Below are 18001 nucleotides of genomic sequence, written 5' to 3' on the forward strand. Positions count from 1 at the left end.
TCCTCCAACGTTTTTACGTGGTTCATCACACTGCGGCGGGTTATCTCACACTGCTCAGCAATGTTCTGGTAACTCGGCCAGCATTCGCCTTGGTCATTGGCGTTATCGGCCAGCTTGATCAACACCAGCTTGCGCAGTGGATTACCCACCTTGGCCTTCATCGCTTTTACCATCAATTCCATACTCATAAGTCACCCCCAAACAGAGCAACCCACAAACTCGAATTGACGCAAACCCCATGCTTCAGTAACATGCTATTGCCTCACTTTAGGTATAGGTATTAAGCCCGCATCGGTCGCCAAAACTTCAGCGGGCTTTCTTATGTCTACAACAACGGGTCAACTGCAATGCGCCCCGTTGCCCTCCGCTCGCCTTCACTGCCAAGCAAGTAAACCCTTTGCGCCAAGTTACTGCGCAACTGGCTAAAAAAATCACGCCGTTTAATGTGCGCGTTGCGGCTAGTCGCTATGGCACTCACATTAGCTGCACTCATATCAGCCGCGCTCGTATCGGCCGCGCCTACATCCGCTGCCAATAACGCAATAGAACGTTCCGCGCGTTGTTCTTCCATCAGCAGGTAATTCATGATCCAATCGATGCTCACCGTTGGCAGCAACAACTGCTTGCCACTGCCCAGCAACGCCTTATCCACTATGTCGGTCGCGATAACCGCCCAACGCTCGGGGCGACTATGCTGCAATTCATCGCAACCCCTTAACACCTCAACCATTCGGCCCACCTGCGTTCGTCTAAACAAATCCGCCGTGGTATGCCCATGAAAACAGGCAATGTCTTTGCCCATGTTCACGCCACTTAACGCTGCCCGTTCAGAGGTTGCCGCGCTAAGATCTTTGCCGTTAGGCTGAGTGCTATTAGGCATGTTCGACTTAGCTTTAAGCGCCATCGCCTTAAGCATTAACTGCTTTGCTTGCATCATGAGTAATGTCACTTGCGCGGTTTCCATCTCGGTAAGCGCGGCCACGGCGGGCCCATCAGCACGGCTAACTTGCCCATGCACCGAACACGCGGCGCCGCCCTCCAAACAACAAATCAAACATTCAGGATCAAACATCGTTTATCCTCCTCACTTCATGATCTTAGGTATCAAGCCCGCATCGGTCGCCAAACTGTGACGGGCAATTTGATAACGGCGTTTTTTACGCGCCCAGTTATCACTTAACTGATTTGTGAACATGTCATTCACTCCTTCTCTTATTTCAACAAGTCATTCAAACAACTGATTTCAACAACTGCCACTTATGCCCATTGGCACACACGGCGCGTTTTGAGCCCGACTTGGTTTGCTTTAAAGCCAAACCGCACTGGCCACACGGCACATCAGCCACCCGCTTAAGCATCACCGCATTAATCTGTGCGCTGTGATTAGCCCGTTTAGGCCGATAACCTAACGCCCGCGCCACTTTTACATACTCTTTCGCAATCCATTTGCCATCGGGTTCTAAGTGCAAACCGTCGCCGATCATGTCGCCCAAGCGGATCAACTGCTGGTGCAGCTCAGTCTTAGCACTGGCGATAACATTGATGTTAAGGTTCGATTGCGGCATCGCGATCACTTCTCGGCCGCGAATTGCGCCGCCTTACCGCCATGACTCGCTAAATACGGGTACGCCAGCTCTAACGCTGCCATACTCGCTTGCGTGGTTGCCGCCGACTCTTTTAACTCGCGGTGCGCCGCCACTAACTGCTCGCGCTTCGGCGCCGGACCTAAATGGATCACCGCCACTTGCGCCTCGGCGTTCTCTTTGGTTAACGATGCCGCCATATCGGCCACATGCAACACATGGCCATCATTCATGCGGTCAGCAATCACAGTCACCCCAGTGCAACCAAACACATCGTTGAGATACTGCACCCGCAAATGCTCGGGCAATGCCGCCACCAGTGCTTGTTCAACATGAAACAAGCGATCAGCCTGTGGATGTTGGCCCTCGTACTGGCCGAGCCAACGGAACAGCTTTTGGGCATTAATCCGCGCATCGTTGTGCACGTCTTGACTGCTCGCAAAGCTAATGCCCTCCGCCGCCAGCACCTCGCTTAGCCCAAGGTGCTCAACCGCCGCAACAAAATCAATCGCCAGCGCAAAGCGCGTCATCTTGGGTAACTCCAACACCCGATGAATCGTTTTCATCAACAAATTCAAACGGCTATCTTTTTTACGTGAATTGGTTTTCATGCTAATAAGCCTCTCTCTGTTAACTTACTGTTATTGAAGATTTGAAATTAATTAGACCGATGCTCTGTACTTACCAACTGAATCTCGGTTCGCGTACTAATGCATGTAAGTCGCTAATAGCAAGCCGTAACAGTGGATACTTCAATGTGCTTACTGGCATCGGGTTCGCAATCCGGTTTAGAAGTTGCAACGCTATCATCTGCTGATATATCCAATGGATTTGGAAATACATCAGCAAAAGAACATTGGGCGCCAAGACGGTTAAGTGCGTTTACGATTTTCCAGCATTGATTGAAGTCAGGAGTTCTTCGCCCTGTTTCATAGTGATAGAAGGTTGACACATCCGTACCAATGATTTGAGAGAGAGCTTTAACGGAAATTCCGGCACTCTCTCTGATGTTTCGAATCTGTTGCATGCTCACCTCAGAATTGACACTTCACTTTAATGTACATTATGTATATTAAGCAGGCAACAAGAATGTACATTTTGTTCGTTGATAGTATTTGTACATAATGTACATTTTGGGGATGAAAATGAATTGGACTGATCTGGTTAAAGCCAGAATTAAAGAAATTGGGATGACCCAAGAAAAGCTCGCAGAGTTAATAGAAGTAACTCCGGGAGGAATGGGCCATTGGTTGAATAAACGCCGTGAACCTTCATTAAGCCAAATAGCAAAAATTCTAAAAGCAGTCAGTCTTGACTCGCTTTTACTCCATTCTGATGGGACTTTAGAATATCCTGATGAAGCGATTTCAAACGTGGTACACACGAAATCACCTGTTGCATACCAGAAAAAATTTCCCGTTATTAGTTATGTGCAGGCTGGAGTTTGGACTGAGGCTTTAGAACTATGCATGTCGTCTAGCACAGACGAATGGTATGAAACTACAGAGCGAACAAGTGATCGATGTTTTTGGTTACGTGTACAAGGAGATTCTATGACGTCTCCCGCTGGAACAAGTTTTCCAGAAGGGACGCTTGTCTTAGTGGATACAGAGAAAGATTTCCAAAATGGGTCTTTTGTGGTTGCAAAGTTAACTGATGTAAATGAAGCAACGTTTAAAAAATTGGTGATCGATGCAGGTCAGAAATTCCTAAGGCCACTTAATTCTGCATACCCGACGATGCCAATCAATGGAGACTGTAGAATCATTGGTGTTGTTGTAGATGCTAAAATTAAGATTACTTAGCCATTTGCTGTTAATGGAAAACGGACACTTTTTTATTGAGGCTTTTAACGTTAATTAGGAACACACTTTCCATTGACGGTGTGTTCCATATCTAGGTTGTAATATTTAATGTAAGACACTTCACCAGATTTCATTTAGTCTCGCGTTGGCTGTCTGTTCTGTAGCCAAGGTAAGAGTATGAGCGTACGTATTTTAAACTCAATGATCAATTAACAACCCAAAAAAATCTTACTCGAATCTGTTATGAATGTTAATGAAGTGCTAATTTGAAAATTATCAGAGAGCAAGCGTCATTTTTTGATAATAAGTTTGATCACTTTCAAACTCACTTTTGGACAATTCCGAGTTAGACGATTAGCCCAAATTAGTAAGTTCAAATTATAATTTCTATGGGCTAACGCCCAATTCAGCTGCGCCGTAGGCGTCAACTGGAATTTCTTGTTATGTTTATTTTATTAAGTCTATGTATATTTCGCCCAATGCTGATATAACACTATTCACGCTTTCATCTATTTCCAAAATTAAACTAGAAAATTCAGGAGTAGCTGAAGATAAAATATGATGCTTCATTTCAGAATGATTAATAGGAAGCTCTATTTCAGTATCTTCTAAAGTAGATGCGATTATGGTATCTCTTGAAGAGTACGATGATTCATGAGCGATTTTATTACGAAGTACTTTATATTTCGAAACCACTTTGGATAACAACATCAATTTATGTTTGATTAACGGAAAATCATTAACCAAACTTTCAAACTGAGATTTACCTTTGTTTGAAGCTATTTTTATGTTGCCTTTAAGTAGAGAAGTAGCAATGAGTAATTTAATCCTTTCTTCTACTGTGGTTAATCTTGAAACTATATTTTCAACATGATAAACAAACACTTTTGAAAAACTAAATGATATAAGTTCTAAATCAGCGTGCTCAAGGTAATGTATCCCGATTTTTAAACCATCTAAAACAGAGTCAATTTCTACAGCTCGGCTCATCACATCAAAACTATATTTTTCATATTCAGTAAATGATTGCTTATCTCCAACAGTCTCTTTCAAACCTTTAGATATTGCATTTATATAACTAATTTTTAAAGGTTTAAATGCAGAATGACTCACCAGCATATTGAGAACTCCATGGAAACATAACGCCCAATTAAGGTGTGAACCACGCTACCACATAACTAAGCGTGGAATCCGTAAACACTAAACTAGATCCAAACCCAAAATGCCAAGCGTAGTGAATCACTCTTAAATTGTTTTTATATCTTATAGTTACATAAGGATCATAAGATCTTTAAGAACATCTAGCACTAACTTTCTTTCATGAGTAGTACTACTTTGTATGAAATTAGTCATTAGATCTATAAGGGCATCATCATCCACAAAATCTTCTTCAAAGCCAAATTGATGAAAGAACCGATTCAGTTTACATGCGGAAATTGTAAACTGTCCTTTTGGTGTTCTATCAACATAAACTTTTCCCCGCTTTATTATATGAAGTTGATAGTCATCAAAGTGAGGGTGTACTATTTTAAAAGCAGATGAAGCAGTTGGGTATCTCACTCTCCCATCTGGTTTATTTACTGTTTCAGGTACCTCATTTAGTACTTCTTGATCTCGCTTTATTGTGTTGCAATCTGCACAAATTACACACAAGTTTTTAGGTTCAAAGATAAACTGTCTATGCAAAGACTTAGGCGCAATATGCTCTACTTGAGCATTAGCGGCTGAAACAAAAGAGACATCATTCAAACAAAATGCACATTTACCTAGCTGTTTACGCCTATAAAATCTACGAAGAGATGACCGAATGTCTTGAAGATCATCACTTCCCCAATGGGAATGTACAAAATCATCATCAGCTAGCTTCTGATTAATCAAGTCTTGTTGTTCTCTATTAAAACTAAACTCTTCATCAATTAGAGGCATAAAACTTCATAACCTCTTTAATTGTAAAGATTAACTCGAGAACAGCGTCACCTTCTTTGAGCTCTGGAACAAAGTTTAATAATTGTTCTAATTTATCTTCATCTTCCGCATAAACAAACTTTTGTTTTTTAACTTTTGACAGTAATGAAAAAGCAAGCCTAGTTATATATTCATTTTTTGGTCCAGGAGCATCAAATAGCTCGGCGAGCTGAAAATCCGAAGACTGAGATGCAAATTTGGATGAATTATAAACTTTCCTTTTGGTAATTGAAGTAACAAAACAGGAAGAGTAATTTAGGTTTGAAACAATTTGAGGTGAGTGTGTTGCAATAATAAACTGACAACCTTTATAACTTGAAAAAACTTCTATGAGAAGGCTTGTAAATTTCTCTTGCCATATGGGATGTAAACTTATTTCTGGCTCATCAATTAGAACTAGAGAATTATCATTAATATACCCAGCAATGCCAAGCATAATAACAAGCATACACTGTTCACCAGAACTTGCTCGTCGCAGTGACATTGCTCCAAACTCATGTTTGTGAAGCCTCACATCCATAACTCGAATGATGTTATTTTTCAATAAAACAGATATTGATCTCATTAAAATGTCATCAGTAAACTGCTCTTTATTAATAAAAATTCTTTTTGAAGATGAAAAGTCTACTTCCATCGAGAACATTTTTTTTTGGTCTCGGAAAGATGTAAGGAATGAAATTGCATCTGCAATTTCTTTTATGGATCTTCGATCTAACCCTTCAAGGCTTTCCAGAACCCTAGGCTCTAAAGGTATACCTATGTCCCTTAGAATATCGTGAAGTTCATTTCCTATATCAAGATTTAACTCATACCTTTCACGTTTATAAGTAGAGGTTATATTGAGTTTAAAAACAAACTGAACTTCAGGATCAAAACCAAGAACATCGAATACTTGAATTAAGCGTTCATAACCACCACTTAAAGTTAACTGTTCAAAAAGACCAGCCATAGCAGATGCTATGAGAGAAACAGCTGAGGTTCCTCCAAAACCGCCAGTATTTCTCATTCCTACATATCTGTAATTAGAGATCTCGTATACATCAGATCGCTTTCTATATAGTGGAAACTTATCAAATGGGCTAGTTGAGACTGCAATTACCTTCGGTTGTTCAACAGATTTATAATGATTATGGAAAACATATTCTTCTCGGCCAACACTATACCGCTCTGTATACTCCCTAGCCAACTCAGAAATTAGCCTACTCTTACCGACACCATTTTTACCCGTCAATATGGTGTAACAATTTTCACCATGTATCAACTCACTTGGGAGCGTCAATGGAATCCCTTTATATTGTTCTATTATTCTCATATTTGACTCAAATCCAATAAGATATAACTATCGCCTAAACGGCGAGCAACTTGTTGCGAGTTCAGCGGCTACAGGCCGCCATGTTTAAGGTGCTTGTTAGGCCGACGCTAGCAATTTACCAACATAGACGCATGTATTGTATAACAATTGAACTACCCCAAATCTTCGCTGATGCTCACTGAATAGGCAAATTAGCTCTTTTAATTGATCGTCTGTATAGCTGGCAGCACTATCTAGCTTTCTGAGCTCATTTGAATCAAGGTTGTTAACAATATATGACTCATATACTCCATGAACTCCACCCGAGCCAACTAATACAGAACCTGCACCAAGTGTTACGCCTGATATGTGAACCTGATAATTTCTCATTAGCTTCACAGTATGCAATAAGGGATTGTCTGTTTTATCGAACTTCAGTGGCTTACCAATTTTTTTCGTAATATCTTCAACCCTGATTAACTCTGCAAGGGCGGCACGGAAATAAAGACTTCGAATATTTTCATCTCGAAGATGAAGAGCGCCTTCTGCTGACTGAATTTGACTTGCGAAATAGATTGCTGCCGACAAACATTCTCTAAGCTCCGAATCATTTACATTGTTAGCTGTGATTTTCGGCGGCAACAAATGACCAAATTCAAAATCAGGAAAACTTAGTGAGTTGTATGAAGCAGGTTTTCTGCTCATTTAAGGCCTAACGCCTTGCTCACCGGCGAGTAAGTTGGTGCTGCTTTTGCTGCTTTTTCTTTTAGCAAAAACCGCGACAACTGTATCGAGTCCGCGTGCAGCAACTTGTTATGCCTCATATACTTACAGAAAATCACGCAGAGATTTACGAATTTCATCTTCTTTCTTTTTAGAAAAAATCCAACCATCAAGAGTTGAATTCCATTTTCCACCTAATTGAGCAAGTTCACCTTTAATCTGCTGTGTACTTCCCTTAACCAAAAAGGATTTCACTACTCCATTCTTTGAATAATCTTCAAAATAAATTTCTTCTGTAAGTACTTTACGACTGGGCGGATTAGCAATAGGTGCAGTGCTTTTCTGAGGTGTACCATTTAGTTGAAGAGAAATATGACGATTTACATGTTCTTTTAATTCAATGAGATCTTTATATTCAAAAAACAAACACCGACTTTGCATTTTTGTTTTAAAGTCTCGGAGCAGTTGCAACTGAGTTAAATCGACATCTGAAGGCATATTTTTCGCAGAAAAATATAGCATTACAGGTTTACCTGCTGCCAAAAACTCCTCAATTTCTTCAACAGTGCCGCTTGCATGTTCCCCTGTAGGTGAGCCTAAGCGCGTCCAAAAAACACCAATCAAAATATCACAAGTTTTCACTAATTGATCATTAATTAGTTCTTGTGCTCTTCCTGCACCCGGTTTTGCATGAGTTTCCCATCTAACTGGTAACAACACTTTTTCATGGGCCTCTGAATTAATACAGTTCCAATCATTTATAGTATTACTAATTTGATTCCTTTCCATTTCAACATCACCCGGACTTGCAATCAAAATTCGGTGTACCTGTGCACTATATGTCAAGTTTTTCTCCTTAAAATGAACACTGACTGATTAAGAGGCATAACGTCGCCAGCACGCGCAGCTTTGCAATGAAGGCGAAGCCGCAATGGAAAAGCAGTCGCTGTGCCTGGCCTTGTTATATTTTTTCACAATTTTTTGTATCAACTAGGAACTCTGCTATCTCTTTATGGCTTGCGTCAGAATAACTATATTTAACCACTATTTTCATTTTACGAAATTCAGACATCGACTCAGAAGTACATACTGAATTTTGTAGTTTAGGAATCATTTCATTCTTAAACTTCTTAACGTCCATTTCTGATACATCGTAATTTATAAGTTTATATTTGTACGTAAACGAATTTTTGAAACCGACCGTCGATACAAGCTCGGTTTCACTATCTATAGTCATTGGTAAATTTGAATTAATCTTGTTAGCAACTTCCATAAGGACTGTTGTGTAATCGGTTGGTTTTGAGAACATACCGTCCACAGCCCAACGTCCGAACATTGCACCACCTATAGCACCAACTACAACGAATACATACATAATGATTTTATTCAACGGAGTGTACCTTTGAAATATAACATTTTATTAGTGCGCATGCGCGTTTATCACGTTAGACCAGTGAAAACGCGCATTGTTAACTGATTGTATTGCAAAGAAGTTATCAGCTTTACCTCAAATACGCTACCTAGAAAAACGCGCATGCGCGTTTTTCAAACCTATTATCTACTTAATAAAAAGTATAAGCCATTAATTTTAATGCTATTTATTTAAACAAAAATGAGAAAACGCGCACAAATACAGGATGAAAATCGTTCAAAATCCTTATGATTTGAATACGACTATATAATTATCCAGTTTTTTGATGGGTAGTAGTGAATTACATCACACGGGTATAACGATGAAAATTTCTAGGACAGAAAGTCCGTTCGTTACTGTTCTACTGACAACTTGTTAACTCGTTTTAGGGTAAAAGCATAGAATCATCAGTGCTAGTTTTGCTAGAAGCCTATGTATTATCATCCCCAAAAATTAACAGTTTCCTTTAAAATCTTGAATCCTTTTATGTAACAAAACCATTTTACACGGGTTCATTTTTTCATCGATTGTTAAGTTCAAAAATCAGAATACATCACCAATTAGTCACTAGCTACATCCTCTAGATAGTACTTCCTTATCATGTTATTGAACAATTTGTACATATCCTATATCAACCCCTCATTTTTTATATGCATTTATAAGCACTTACATCACTATTTTTTATAAAACTAGCAATACAAAATAAATATACATTTTGTATTGACCTCAATATGTACATAACGTACATTTAATTCATTGATTAAAACTGCCGTGTAGAAAGCTAACCCCAAGCACTGCATTCTGAACCATAAACGACTGATTGCCCTTTCGAGCTTTGCTCCCAATGGGCACTACCGAGGACAAGGAAATGATTCTAGCGAAAGTTCACACCACACCTAAGCAACGCGATGAGTTTCGTCTACTGGTTGCGATACGTTTTGCCTGCTTGATGGCGCTGGCCAAGGGCCACACCGACCCAATGGATTGCCCACGGGTGCAAGTCCGTTGCGCCGAGCTGGTCAAGCATTTTGCCTATCACCACCCAAGCCCAGCATTTTATCGCCAGTTTATTCGCCACACGGGTGAACTCGGGCTGAACTTCTGCCTGCGCTTTACTGAGCCCCAACAAGGTTTGTACGGCAAGGTGATGGTGTGGCGCAACGACTCGCAAGCCGTCACTAATGTGCATCCGCTGCACACTATGACGACAGCCACGCCAATCGGCCGCTAAGCAGTAGAGCCGCAGAGCCGCCGCACACATTCACGATTTAGGCTATCTAGGCAAAACAGCCAAGGGGTGATGGTCCATATCCCGATAACGATAACGGCGACAGTTTCACCTTGTTGGAGGCAATTATGTTTTTTGTTTACGGCGTGTCCATGACCTTAGCGAAAAAGCAGGCGGCCAAAAAGTGCAGCACCTCAGTAGGCGCACACCCTAACCGCCGTCAACTGAGCCCCGACGAGTACCAAGCTAAGTTGGATGATATGGCGCAGCACTTGTTTGACACCATGAAGCCACAACGCCTGTCGCATTCGTTATCGACGCCCGCGCTGTGCCAGCAATACATCGTTTTAGCCATGACCCAAGAAGCCCACCGCGATGTGCATATTCGCTATCACAAGCTGTCGGACAAGGTGAACCCCAAAACCAAGAAACCCATCATCAATCTGGTGGTGTTTAACGGCGAAGCCGCAGCTTAGCCCTGCTGATTCAAAAGGAAGGAATAGCGTATGAACCACTTACTCCCCGGCTTTGAATCAAAGCAGCGCGTTGCGTTATTGCTGTCGCTTACCCGCATTAGTTCGCCCGAGGTGATTGCCGCGTTAACACTGCATTACACCAGCGCCCTGCCCGCCGAACGTGCGGCGGCTCGCCACGGTATTGAACTGTCTAACTTTATGCGCGGGCAAAAGAAGTTAGAGCAAATCGCCGCCACGGTCGAGGCCATTAAAGCCATAGACTGGGCCAAGCTGCAATCAACTCATTTGCAATCAAGCCCTTTGCAACCGAAGCAGGTGGCATAAATGACTCAATCAGCGGCGTTTCGCCATCTGTTAAATCATTATCGCAGCCATAAGTTAAGCCTATTACTCAAGGCCACAACGGGCGACAGAATCAAAATCGCGCTAGCGCTCGGCGCGTTAGATTGCCTGTACTGGCAAGCATTGGGCAACGGCTTAACCAACTTAGCCAAGGGCATTAGCCGCACCATAGTGTATTCGTACCGATATCACCCAATGCGCCTGCCCTGCCATTCGCCAGTCAGCCAAACCAGCGACAACAAAAACAAGGAGGCGGCATGAATGCGTTCAGTACCAAAGCGGGCGTGGTCACGCTATCTAAGCCCTACTTCACCTTGATGTGCGATCAGCAACAAATCGAAGTGAAGTACACCCCCAACAATTACCACGGCTGGGGCATTTGTAAGTCTTTTAACGCCATCGAGTGCAGCGACTTCGGCCAAGCCGACGCCGAAGTATTCGCACTCAACGCAGAATCAAAACTCAGGATAAAAGGAGAAGCAGCATGCGAGGCTTAATCGTCGATAATTTTGCAGGCGGTGGCGGTGCAAGTACGGGCATAGCGTGGGCGATTGGTCGCAGTGTGGATATTGCCATTAACCACGACCCTGACGCCATTGCGATGCATTCAGCAAACCACCCAGAGACGTTGCACTACTGCGAGTCGGTATTTGATATCGACCCCGTGCAAGCTACGGCAGGTAAGCCGGTTGATTTAGCTTGGTTCTCACCCGACTGCAAACACTTCTCAAAAGCCAAAGGCAGCAAACCCGTGAGTAAAGAGATCCGCGGCTTGGCTTGGGTGACGGTTCGCTGGGCGATGATGGTTAGGCCGCGCGTGTTGATGCTTGAGAATGTTGAAGAATTTAAAACGTGGGGGCCTGTTATTGAATGCCCAGTCACAGAGGCGATGCGCCCCTGCCCTGAGCGCAAAGGCGAAACCTTTAACGCCTTTGTCAGTATGTTGAGCACTGGCATAGATGCGGAGCACCCAGCGTTAGCGGAATGCGTCGAAACCTTAGGCTTACTCGATACCGCCAAACTGATGAAAGGACTGGGTTATAAGGTGGAGTGGCGCGAACTACGTGCCTGTGACTTCGGCGCCCCTACCATTCGCAAACGGCTATTTATGATCGCCCGTTGCGATGGTCAGCCCATCGTTTGGCCTGAGCCGACCCACGGCGCACCCAATAGCGAAGCGGTTAAATCGGGCAAGCTGCAACCTTGGCGAACGGCGGCTGAATGCATCGACTGGTCACTACCTTGTCGCTCCATCTTTGGCCGTAAAAAGCCGCTGGCAGAAAACACCATGAAGCGCATTGCTAAAGGGATTCAAAAGTTTGTGTTTGATGCCAAGGAGCCGTTTATCGTTCCGCAAAATGTCACGTTAGCCCCTTTTATTACTGAGCACGCGAATGCCAGTAATCAACGCAATATGCCCGTTGATGAACCCTTGCGCACGATATGCGCCGAGGTAAAAGGCGGTCACTTTGCGGTGGTGCAACCGGTACTGGCGGCGGCCAATATCTGCAAGCATTACGGCGGCAATTACTCGGGACCAGGTGACGACTTAAATAATCCCTTACCGACGGTGACAACGGTTGATCACAACGCGCTGATCACCAGCCACATGATTAAATTGCGTGGTACTAACCTCGGCTTTGCAATGGATGAACCCGCACACACGATCACCGCTGGCGGCTTACACCTCGGCGAAGTGCGCGCGTTCTTCATCAAATACTACGGCAACGAGCAAGACGGCGTGGCATGTAACGAACCATTGCACACTATCACCACCAATGACCGCTTTGGCCTAGTGATGATCAAGGGTGAGCCCTATCAAATCATCGATATTGGTATGCGCATGCTCGAACCCCATGAGCTGTTCGCCTGCCAAGGTTTTAACCCTGAATACATTATCAGTAACTACAACGGCAAATCGACTAAGAAACAGCAAGTTGCCCGTGTGGGCAACAGCGTTCCACCCCCGTTTGCCGAAGCACTCACCCGCGCAAATCTCCCCGAGCTTTGCATACACACCGCCGAAGCGGCATAGGAGTTTTTATGAACCCGATACAAGCAGCAACAGTTGAACGTGAAGAAGGTTATTGGACCCATCCAGATTTGCCCGAGTGGGACGAAGGCGTAACCCGTGTGGAGTGCGAAGCATGGGCGGCACGCCAAGGCGGCGAGTTTGTGGCGATTTGGTTTGAACTCGATGCGCCTGAAAACCTCATTGAGCGCTACTTTGATGAGGGCGATAACGATATCAGTGACTGGCACCCCGTTTGCGACAAAGCCGGCTCATTCTTGCTGAGTATTCACGACACCGAAGATGGCCCCGTCGCACTGTTCTTCGCACCGAAGGACAAAGACTTGGCAACGGAAGGTAAATGACCTGACAGCAAAGAGAGGAGTTAGAAGGTAATTGCACCACAAAAATCAACGCTGAAGGCATTTATGTTCCTGCGATGGAATCGGCCTAAGGCCAAGTAAACATACAAACGTCATAGCAAATAAGAGAGGCTATTATGAAAAACACAGCAAAGTTAATGAAGGCACGCGAATGGGCTAGCCGCGAGTTCACTAAAGGGTCAATGCCGCAAAATAGAACCATTTCTACGTGGATATTAAAAGGTAAAATTCGTGGTGCCGTCATTAGTGGCACTGTCTATGTGTATGAGGATCAGTATTTTGGCGTTCCGCAGGTTGTCAGTAATGCGGTTATGCATCTGGTCGCGGAATCGGTGTAAGTATCATGGTGCGCCCAAAAAAGCCGGTAAATAAGAATCTTCCTTCATATCTAAGATATGAAATCGACTCTGGCGTTTACCGCTTTACCCTGATTAACGGTATTAGGAAATCACTGGGTAAAGATAAAATCCAAGCAATACAGATAGCAAATGAATATAACCGGATCATGCGCCCAAGTTCTGGGTTGATTGTAGATGACCTGATAAAAGCTTCTGGCGGTATTGAATCTGAGCAGCAACTTCCTTTTGCTGATCATGTTGACCGTTTGATGGAGATCATTTTCAAAGAGGAGTCACCCAGTAAGCAATTCGCTAGCACTATGCTAAACGATGCGTCGAGAGTGAAGGAGTACTTCAAGGCTATACCAAGCCAGGATATTGGCCTTGAGCATATTAATGGATTTCTTAACCAGTACCATCCTAACGCGAGTGCTAATGTGCATAATCGCAAGCTGGGTTTCATTGAAAAGTTGATTAATTACGCCATTGATCAATCGCTGATGGTTGATAACCCTGCCGCCAAAAAGATGAAAAAGCGAAAAACCAAAGGCAAAGAACGCCAACGCTTAAGTTTGGATGCTTTCAAACTTATCCACGCTGCGGCGCCACTTTGGTTACAAACAGCAATGGAGTTAGCGCTTCAAGCATCACAGGCAAGGTTAGAAATTTCTCGAATTAAGTACAGCATTAAAAAACCTAAGGATGGGCAATGCGGCTGTATTTGGTTTGAGGCTCCGGTTGATGGGATCTATGGAACGCTGTTTATCCATAGGCAGAAAGTTGAGGAAAAGGAAGCTAGCCATGTCGCTATCCCTATCGGTCAGGAGATTAAAGGGATTATAGATAGAAGCCGCGATGGGATTTTATGCCCGTATGTTGTTCATCGGGTTCCTGAGCGAAATACTAGGCAAAGCGCTGAAACTAACCACCGTTATCAGCTTGATCCAAACTACCTTAGCAGAGCATTTTCTGCGGTAAGGGATGACATTGGATTATTTAGTCACCTTGAAGTTAATCAGCGGCCGACTTTTCATGAAATCCGCGCCCTATCTGCAAGACTGTTTTCGGATATGGGGATTGATCCTCAAGGCCGCATGGCGCATACCGATTCGAAGTCTACCAAGGTCTATGTTCGTGATCATTTGGAATGGACTGAGGTACCACATGCAGAGATTAACATGGCAAATTAGCCTAGAAAAACTAAGGCAAACTGGCCTGAATGGCCTCGGTTATTGAAAGCCTGTTTGACCTGAGTTCGACCATAGTTTGACCGCTTAAAAATGAATATTAAAATCGGATTAAAATAAAAAAGCCTGCAAACTATTAAGTTTACAGGCTTTTTTATTTGGAATTTGGTCGGTATGAGAGGATTCGAACCTCCGACCCCTGACACCCCATGATTGTTGCTCAAACCTAATAAACCTTTGATACTAAAGTATTTAACAAAAAATACTCTACAAAAGTCAGCCTAGAAAAATACCTCTTTTTAACCTAGTTTGCGTTTTCTGCACTCTTTGTTTTCATAGACTTACACGGAGTTAGTCCCCTATATATAAAGCAAATATCTTCCTAGTAACTCTAATCTATTACTATTCAATCGTAGAATTTGGCCAATACAAACCCTTCGAAATCTTGGGGTGAAGCATGCGGGATAGGGGAAATATTTCGTATGCAGCTAAATCTCAATCTCCACCAATGGCAAGTCGGGTGCGGTTTAGATCCAGCCGTCTTATTACGTAGACGTGATCTCCAACGGTTCCTGAACTTATTGCGCGGATAGTGTGGCCGCAGGCACTGCTGGCGGTGACATTACCTTAGTCAGTTACGGCATCCACAGTCATGATCATCCGTGGTGGCAAAACTAAAGCTGTTTGCAGTTATTTAAACATGGTGCCTCGCTGGCGATTAGTTGAATTACGCGATTGAGTGGATCATTGTAATGGATTGTTCGATATCGATATCACCGCGTCATTATGCGTAAGGTGATCGGGTAACATGCCTGCAGCTGAATAGAGACGGTCCAATAATCAGTCGAACCAAAGTAACGCCCACAAACAGCGAACTATCAGATAAAATCGGCAATACACTGCACATTACAGTATCCGACCTGCAACCCACGTCTCCAATACATCAGCCAGTTTAATCAGTTGTTCTTGATGCTTGGATTTATTTTTCGCTAGGTTTTGGATATTCAATAGCTTCCATCTCACCGCAGGTAGTGCCGCAACGCTCGGTTCATCAAACAATGACCAATCAGGCTGACCCTGTTTAAAGGATAATAAAAAGTCTCTATCTTTTGCAGTAAAGTGATGCTGCAACGCTGTGAGCATTTCTGAGCGAGTTAAAATCAGCTCATCGAGTTTAATCGGCTTTGTCGTCATTCCATTGAATTCAGTTTGAAAGCTTTCATCAAGCGGTTTCCAACGTGGAGACATCACTTCATTAATGGGTCTTGGATGGCTAAGTGTATAAGTGAGAAAGCCGACTAAAATCTCTCGACTGATCCCCTCTTCCGCCAGCAGCATTTTCACATCGAAAAGATCCCTTGGGTGCTGCCTATCCATCGCTGCACATAACTTACCACCGTATAGATCAGGCAGGCTTACAACCGGTATCTCTGCATACCCAAATTCTTCTTCAACTAACTCAACGACTGGCATTAATACCGCTTTGTGTAGCGTACCTCTCGCAACAGGAGAGACTTCAATTTTTATTGTCACCCTATCACTTGTCACGACAACCCTGAGCTCATCATATTTATTGTCTTGAAATACTGCACTAAGGTTCGGTTGTAGATTGATCTTCGCAGTCAAACGACCAAGCGCTTCCTTCACACTTTGTAGCGCTTGTTCCCTTGGCTCCAAAGGAAGATAAGCCAAATCGATATCAACCGATAAGCGTGGGAAGTTGCGTACAAATAGGTTGATAGCCGTACCGCCCTTTAGGGCAAATACCTTCTCTTGGGCGACGAGCGGCAGCATCCGAATAAGCAAGGTCACTTGCTGGTAGTATATCGATGACTTATTCATATTGATTTTCTTCTGTCTTAATAAACGATGCAGGCACTGTTATTTGATACCGTCCATCGTAACGGCCATGAGCCACCACCTGACGCTTTCCCGCGCCTAGCGTGATTTGCTGCTCATCTAGCCTTTTGCTCCACTGGTGTTGATAGTAGTGGCCTAAAAAGAGAAATACGCGATTAGCTTGTACGGCTTCACTTCGATTCAGTATTGACTGTATTTTACGTGGGCTGAGATTCACTAACCCTTGAAACAGCTCCGCGGCATGCTCAAAACTGATATGTTTGCCAATGGCATTGACGACCTCATAGGCTGCAAGCTCCGCACAACTTGCCTTAACTTCCCTATTGTTCACCCCTATAGTAATAAAGTCTTTTTCCAGCGTTTGGGTCAGCTTGCTACTGGTATAAAAAAGCCAGTTTTGCTCCTCCAATTCGCGGAACCACTTTGGCAACGTCTGCTTACTTTGACAGCCAACCCAAACTTGCTCGCTGCTTAGTTGAAGATAATGACTAAGCCCTTGATGCGTTAGGCTACTGACTCCCGCAAGATGAACAGGAAGCTTGAGCTGCTCATTCACTGCCTTGAGCGCTTCAACCCAATGAGGCTGTAACTTGCCTGCTGACTCAGGACGAACATAAACCCCCGCACTTATCTTGTACAACCAACCACTCTGCACATATTTTCTCACCAAAGATGAGCTGATCTCATTTTGTGTCAACCACGACTGAAGCACTACCGCACCAGGGCTCGTATGATTAATCAGCCAGTTTATTTTTGATGACATAGTTGCACCATAAATACCAAAATACAGAATAAATTAAACCAACTATAGAAGCGGAGTTTATTAATTGCAAATTATTAGTACCTAAAGTGCACTTTTAACGTAAATTATAAACTCGCTGAATGAGAGGGAGGCCGCCGTTGTTCCACGGTTAAATACAATCGGTCACCATCGAGCATAAACAAATGCAATATCGTTTTTTTTGCATGAGCTTAGATCAGTTCTCTAGAGATCTAACAACTCAAAACAGGGAACTAGTGGCAGGTTTTAACGGAAGACATGAATAATCTGCATAATCAAATTCAGATTAACTATTCTATTAATACAACCTCTTTTGCCTACAAACTAATCAACACGCGATATAACTAGTCGGAATGGGAATAACAGGCCTTATATGGGTCTGAATCAGTTCTCTTGAGTTTGATTCATTCTAGGGCGTAAGCGCCAAAAAAAAGCCTCGAAATGAGCTCTAGGCGAGTTTTAGGGCTCGCGTGAATCAGTCTGGCACAGAGTGATTTACTAGCCCATTTTTGGACAAAAGCGAGCTAGATTCCTAACTCTAACTGGTGAGTTTCGGATTAAAATTTCTATGGATTAACGCCCGCATAAGGGGCTGCAAAACGTAACGGTGATTGGTT

The 18001-nt window shown here is 43.4% G+C and carries 22 protein-coding genes and 1 pseudogene; 10 read left to right on the forward strand and 13 right to left on the reverse strand.

Going from position 1 to position 18001, the window contains the following annotated elements:
• The 5 genes and pseudogenes from Q4Q50_RS15585 to Q4Q50_RS15605 all read right to left on the reverse strand — a co-directional run.
• On the reverse strand, positions 1 to 188 hold a 188-nt coding region (locus Q4Q50_RS15585; RefSeq protein ID WP_311900100.1), incomplete at its 3' end, for a helix-turn-helix domain-containing protein.
• Between the two features lie 150 nt (positions 189 to 338).
• Positions 339 to 1072: pseudogene (locus Q4Q50_RS15590) on the reverse strand (hypothetical protein).
• Between the two features lie 157 nt (positions 1073 to 1229).
• Positions 1230 to 1565 carry a hypothetical protein gene (locus Q4Q50_RS15595; RefSeq protein WP_311900101.1) on the reverse strand — a complete coding sequence of 112 codons (336 nt, stop codon included), beginning with the start codon at positions 1563 to 1565 and terminating at the stop codon, positions 1230 to 1232.
• Between the two features lie 5 nt (positions 1566 to 1570).
• On the reverse strand, positions 1571 to 2194 hold the full coding sequence (locus Q4Q50_RS15600; protein WP_311900102.1) for a toxin YdaT family protein: 624 nt from the start codon (positions 2192 to 2194) through the stop codon (positions 1571 to 1573).
• A gap of 113 nt (positions 2195 to 2307) precedes the next feature.
• Positions 2308 to 2610 (reverse strand): helix-turn-helix domain-containing protein, encoded by a 303-nt coding sequence (locus Q4Q50_RS15605; protein ID WP_259578909.1) that lies wholly within the window; start codon positions 2608 to 2610, stop codon positions 2308 to 2310.
• 118 nt (positions 2611 to 2728) lie between these two features.
• Between Q4Q50_RS15605 and Q4Q50_RS15610 the strand changes: the two genes are divergently transcribed.
• The gene (locus Q4Q50_RS15610) at positions 2729 to 3388 is read left to right on the forward strand and encodes a LexA family protein (RefSeq protein ID WP_311900103.1); all 660 of its coding nucleotides are present in this window, start codon (positions 2729 to 2731) and stop codon (positions 3386 to 3388) included.
• A gap of 447 nt (positions 3389 to 3835) precedes the next feature.
• Here the strand turns inward: Q4Q50_RS15610 and Q4Q50_RS15615 are convergent, their stop codons facing one another.
• The 6 genes from Q4Q50_RS15615 to Q4Q50_RS15640 form a co-directional block, all read right to left on the reverse strand.
• Positions 3836 to 4507 (reverse strand): hypothetical protein, encoded by a 672-nt coding sequence (locus Q4Q50_RS15615; RefSeq protein ID WP_311900105.1) that lies wholly within the window; start codon positions 4505 to 4507, stop codon positions 3836 to 3838.
• Between the two features lie 150 nt (positions 4508 to 4657).
• Entirely contained in the window at positions 4658 to 5314 is a 657-nt protein-coding gene (locus tag Q4Q50_RS15620) for an HNH endonuclease (protein ID WP_311900106.1), read from the reverse strand.
• Positions 5301 to 6665, reverse strand: coding sequence for an AAA family ATPase (locus tag Q4Q50_RS15625; RefSeq protein WP_311900108.1), 1365 nt, complete (start codon positions 6663 to 6665; stop codon positions 5301 to 5303). The genes Q4Q50_RS15620 and Q4Q50_RS15625 overlap by 14 nt, the downstream gene beginning before the upstream one ends.
• A gap of 96 nt (positions 6666 to 6761) precedes the next feature.
• Positions 6762 to 7349, reverse strand: coding sequence for a hypothetical protein (locus Q4Q50_RS15630; protein WP_311900110.1), 588 nt, complete (start codon positions 7347 to 7349; stop codon positions 6762 to 6764).
• 123 nt (positions 7350 to 7472) lie between these two features.
• A complete protein-coding gene (locus Q4Q50_RS15635; RefSeq protein ID WP_311900111.1) occupies positions 7473 to 8213 on the reverse strand; it encodes a DUF4062 domain-containing protein in 741 nt (246 codons plus the stop codon).
• A gap of 115 nt (positions 8214 to 8328) precedes the next feature.
• Positions 8329 to 8757, reverse strand: a complete 429-nt coding sequence (locus Q4Q50_RS15640; RefSeq protein ID WP_227257035.1) for a DUF8479 domain-containing protein — start codon at positions 8755 to 8757, stop codon at positions 8329 to 8331.
• An 889-nt stretch (positions 8758 to 9646) separates the two neighbouring features.
• On the opposite strand from Q4Q50_RS15640, the gene Q4Q50_RS15645 reads away from it, so the two are divergent.
• From Q4Q50_RS15645 to Q4Q50_RS15685, 9 genes are all read left to right on the forward strand, one after another.
• Positions 9647 to 10009, forward strand: coding sequence for a forkhead box protein (locus Q4Q50_RS15645; RefSeq protein WP_311900112.1), 363 nt, complete (start codon positions 9647 to 9649; stop codon positions 10007 to 10009).
• 125 nt (positions 10010 to 10134) lie between these two features.
• Positions 10135 to 10482, forward strand: coding sequence for a hypothetical protein (locus Q4Q50_RS15650; protein ID WP_220592641.1), 348 nt, complete (start codon positions 10135 to 10137; stop codon positions 10480 to 10482).
• Between the two features lie 30 nt (positions 10483 to 10512).
• The gene (locus Q4Q50_RS15655) at positions 10513 to 10806 is read left to right on the forward strand and encodes a hypothetical protein (RefSeq protein ID WP_311900114.1); all 294 of its coding nucleotides are present in this window, start codon (positions 10513 to 10515) and stop codon (positions 10804 to 10806) included.
• Positions 10807 to 11085: a hypothetical protein gene (locus tag Q4Q50_RS15660; RefSeq protein ID WP_311900115.1), complete on the forward strand. Its 279-nt coding sequence runs from the start codon at positions 10807 to 10809 to the stop codon at positions 11083 to 11085.
• Complete coding sequence (locus tag Q4Q50_RS15665) at positions 11082 to 11321, forward strand: hypothetical protein (RefSeq protein WP_311900116.1); 240 nt, start codon at positions 11082 to 11084, stop codon at positions 11319 to 11321. Before Q4Q50_RS15660 ends, Q4Q50_RS15665 begins: the two co-directional genes overlap by 4 nt.
• A complete protein-coding gene (locus Q4Q50_RS15670; protein WP_259578939.1) occupies positions 11309 to 12859 on the forward strand; it encodes a DNA cytosine methyltransferase in 1551 nt (516 codons plus the stop codon). The genes Q4Q50_RS15665 and Q4Q50_RS15670 overlap by 13 nt, the downstream gene beginning before the upstream one ends.
• An 8-nt stretch (positions 12860 to 12867) precedes the next feature.
• Positions 12868 to 13200, forward strand: a complete 333-nt coding sequence (locus Q4Q50_RS15675) for a hypothetical protein (RefSeq protein WP_311900117.1) — start codon at positions 12868 to 12870, stop codon at positions 13198 to 13200.
• 134 nt (positions 13201 to 13334) lie between these two features.
• A complete protein-coding gene (locus Q4Q50_RS15680; RefSeq protein ID WP_012089465.1) occupies positions 13335 to 13556 on the forward strand; it encodes a hypothetical protein in 222 nt (73 codons plus the stop codon).
• Between the two features lie 5 nt (positions 13557 to 13561).
• On the forward strand, positions 13562 to 14746 hold the full coding sequence (locus tag Q4Q50_RS15685) for a site-specific integrase (protein ID WP_173244314.1): 1185 nt from the start codon (positions 13562 to 13564) through the stop codon (positions 14744 to 14746).
• A gap of 903 nt (positions 14747 to 15649) precedes the next feature.
• On the opposite strand, the gene Q4Q50_RS15690 is transcribed toward Q4Q50_RS15685, so the two are convergent.
• Entirely contained in the window at positions 15650 to 16585 is a 936-nt protein-coding gene (locus tag Q4Q50_RS15690; RefSeq protein ID WP_107404662.1) for a nucleotidyl transferase AbiEii/AbiGii toxin family protein, read from the reverse strand.
• Positions 16578 to 17366: a type IV toxin-antitoxin system AbiEi family antitoxin domain-containing protein gene (locus tag Q4Q50_RS15695; RefSeq protein ID WP_311900120.1), complete on the reverse strand. Its 789-nt coding sequence runs from the start codon at positions 17364 to 17366 to the stop codon at positions 16578 to 16580. Before Q4Q50_RS15695 ends, Q4Q50_RS15690 begins: the two co-directional genes overlap by 8 nt.
• Positions 17367 to 18001 lie beyond the last annotated feature (635 nt).

This window comes from Shewanella scandinavica, assembly GCF_031932065.1.
GTDB lineage: Bacteria > Pseudomonadota > Gammaproteobacteria > Enterobacterales > Shewanellaceae > Shewanella > Shewanella baltica.

Bases quoted from the DNA above. Each gene is read 5' to 3' on its own strand.
- Q4Q50_RS15595 (WP_311900101.1), bottom strand. From the start codon at position 1,565: ATGCCGCAATCGAACCTTAACATCAATGTTATCGCCAGTGCTAAGACT.
- Q4Q50_RS15600 (WP_311900102.1), bottom strand. From the start codon at position 2,194: ATGAAAACCAATTCACGTAAAAAAGATAGCCGTTTGAATTTGTTGATG.
- Q4Q50_RS15605 (WP_259578909.1), bottom strand. From the start codon at position 2,610: ATGCAACAGATTCGAAACATCAGAGAGAGTGCCGGAATTTCCGTTAAA.
- Q4Q50_RS15610 (WP_311900103.1), top strand. From the start codon at position 2,729: ATGAATTGGACTGATCTGGTTAAAGCCAGAATTAAAGAAATTGGGATG.
- Q4Q50_RS15615 (WP_311900105.1), bottom strand. From the start codon at position 4,507: ATGCTGGTGAGTCATTCTGCATTTAAACCTTTAAAAATTAGTTATATA.
- Q4Q50_RS15620 (WP_311900106.1), bottom strand. From the start codon at position 5,314: ATGCCTCTAATTGATGAAGAGTTTAGTTTTAATAGAGAACAACAAGAC.
- Q4Q50_RS15625 (WP_311900108.1), bottom strand. From the start codon at position 6,665: ATGAGAATAATAGAACAATATAAAGGGATTCCATTGACGCTCCCAAGT.
- Q4Q50_RS15630 (WP_311900110.1), bottom strand. From the start codon at position 7,349: ATGAGCAGAAAACCTGCTTCATACAACTCACTAAGTTTTCCTGATTTT.
- Q4Q50_RS15645 (WP_311900112.1), top strand. From the start codon at position 9,647: ATGATTCTAGCGAAAGTTCACACCACACCTAAGCAACGCGATGAGTTT.
- Q4Q50_RS15650 (WP_220592641.1), top strand. From the start codon at position 10,135: ATGTTTTTTGTTTACGGCGTGTCCATGACCTTAGCGAAAAAGCAGGCG.
- Q4Q50_RS15655 (WP_311900114.1), top strand. From the start codon at position 10,513: ATGAACCACTTACTCCCCGGCTTTGAATCAAAGCAGCGCGTTGCGTTA.
- Q4Q50_RS15660 (WP_311900115.1), top strand. From the start codon at position 10,807: ATGACTCAATCAGCGGCGTTTCGCCATCTGTTAAATCATTATCGCAGC.
- Q4Q50_RS15665 (WP_311900116.1), top strand. From the start codon at position 11,082: ATGAATGCGTTCAGTACCAAAGCGGGCGTGGTCACGCTATCTAAGCCC.
- Q4Q50_RS15670 (WP_259578939.1), top strand. From the start codon at position 11,309: ATGCGAGGCTTAATCGTCGATAATTTTGCAGGCGGTGGCGGTGCAAGT.
- Q4Q50_RS15675 (WP_311900117.1), top strand. From the start codon at position 12,868: ATGAACCCGATACAAGCAGCAACAGTTGAACGTGAAGAAGGTTATTGG.
- Q4Q50_RS15680 (WP_012089465.1), top strand. From the start codon at position 13,335: ATGAAAAACACAGCAAAGTTAATGAAGGCACGCGAATGGGCTAGCCGC.
- Q4Q50_RS15685 (WP_173244314.1), top strand. From the start codon at position 13,562: ATGGTGCGCCCAAAAAAGCCGGTAAATAAGAATCTTCCTTCATATCTA.
- Q4Q50_RS15690 (WP_107404662.1), bottom strand. From the start codon at position 16,585: ATGAATAAGTCATCGATATACTACCAGCAAGTGACCTTGCTTATTCGG.
- Q4Q50_RS15695 (WP_311900120.1), bottom strand. From the start codon at position 17,366: ATGTCATCAAAAATAAACTGGCTGATTAATCATACGAGCCCTGGTGCG.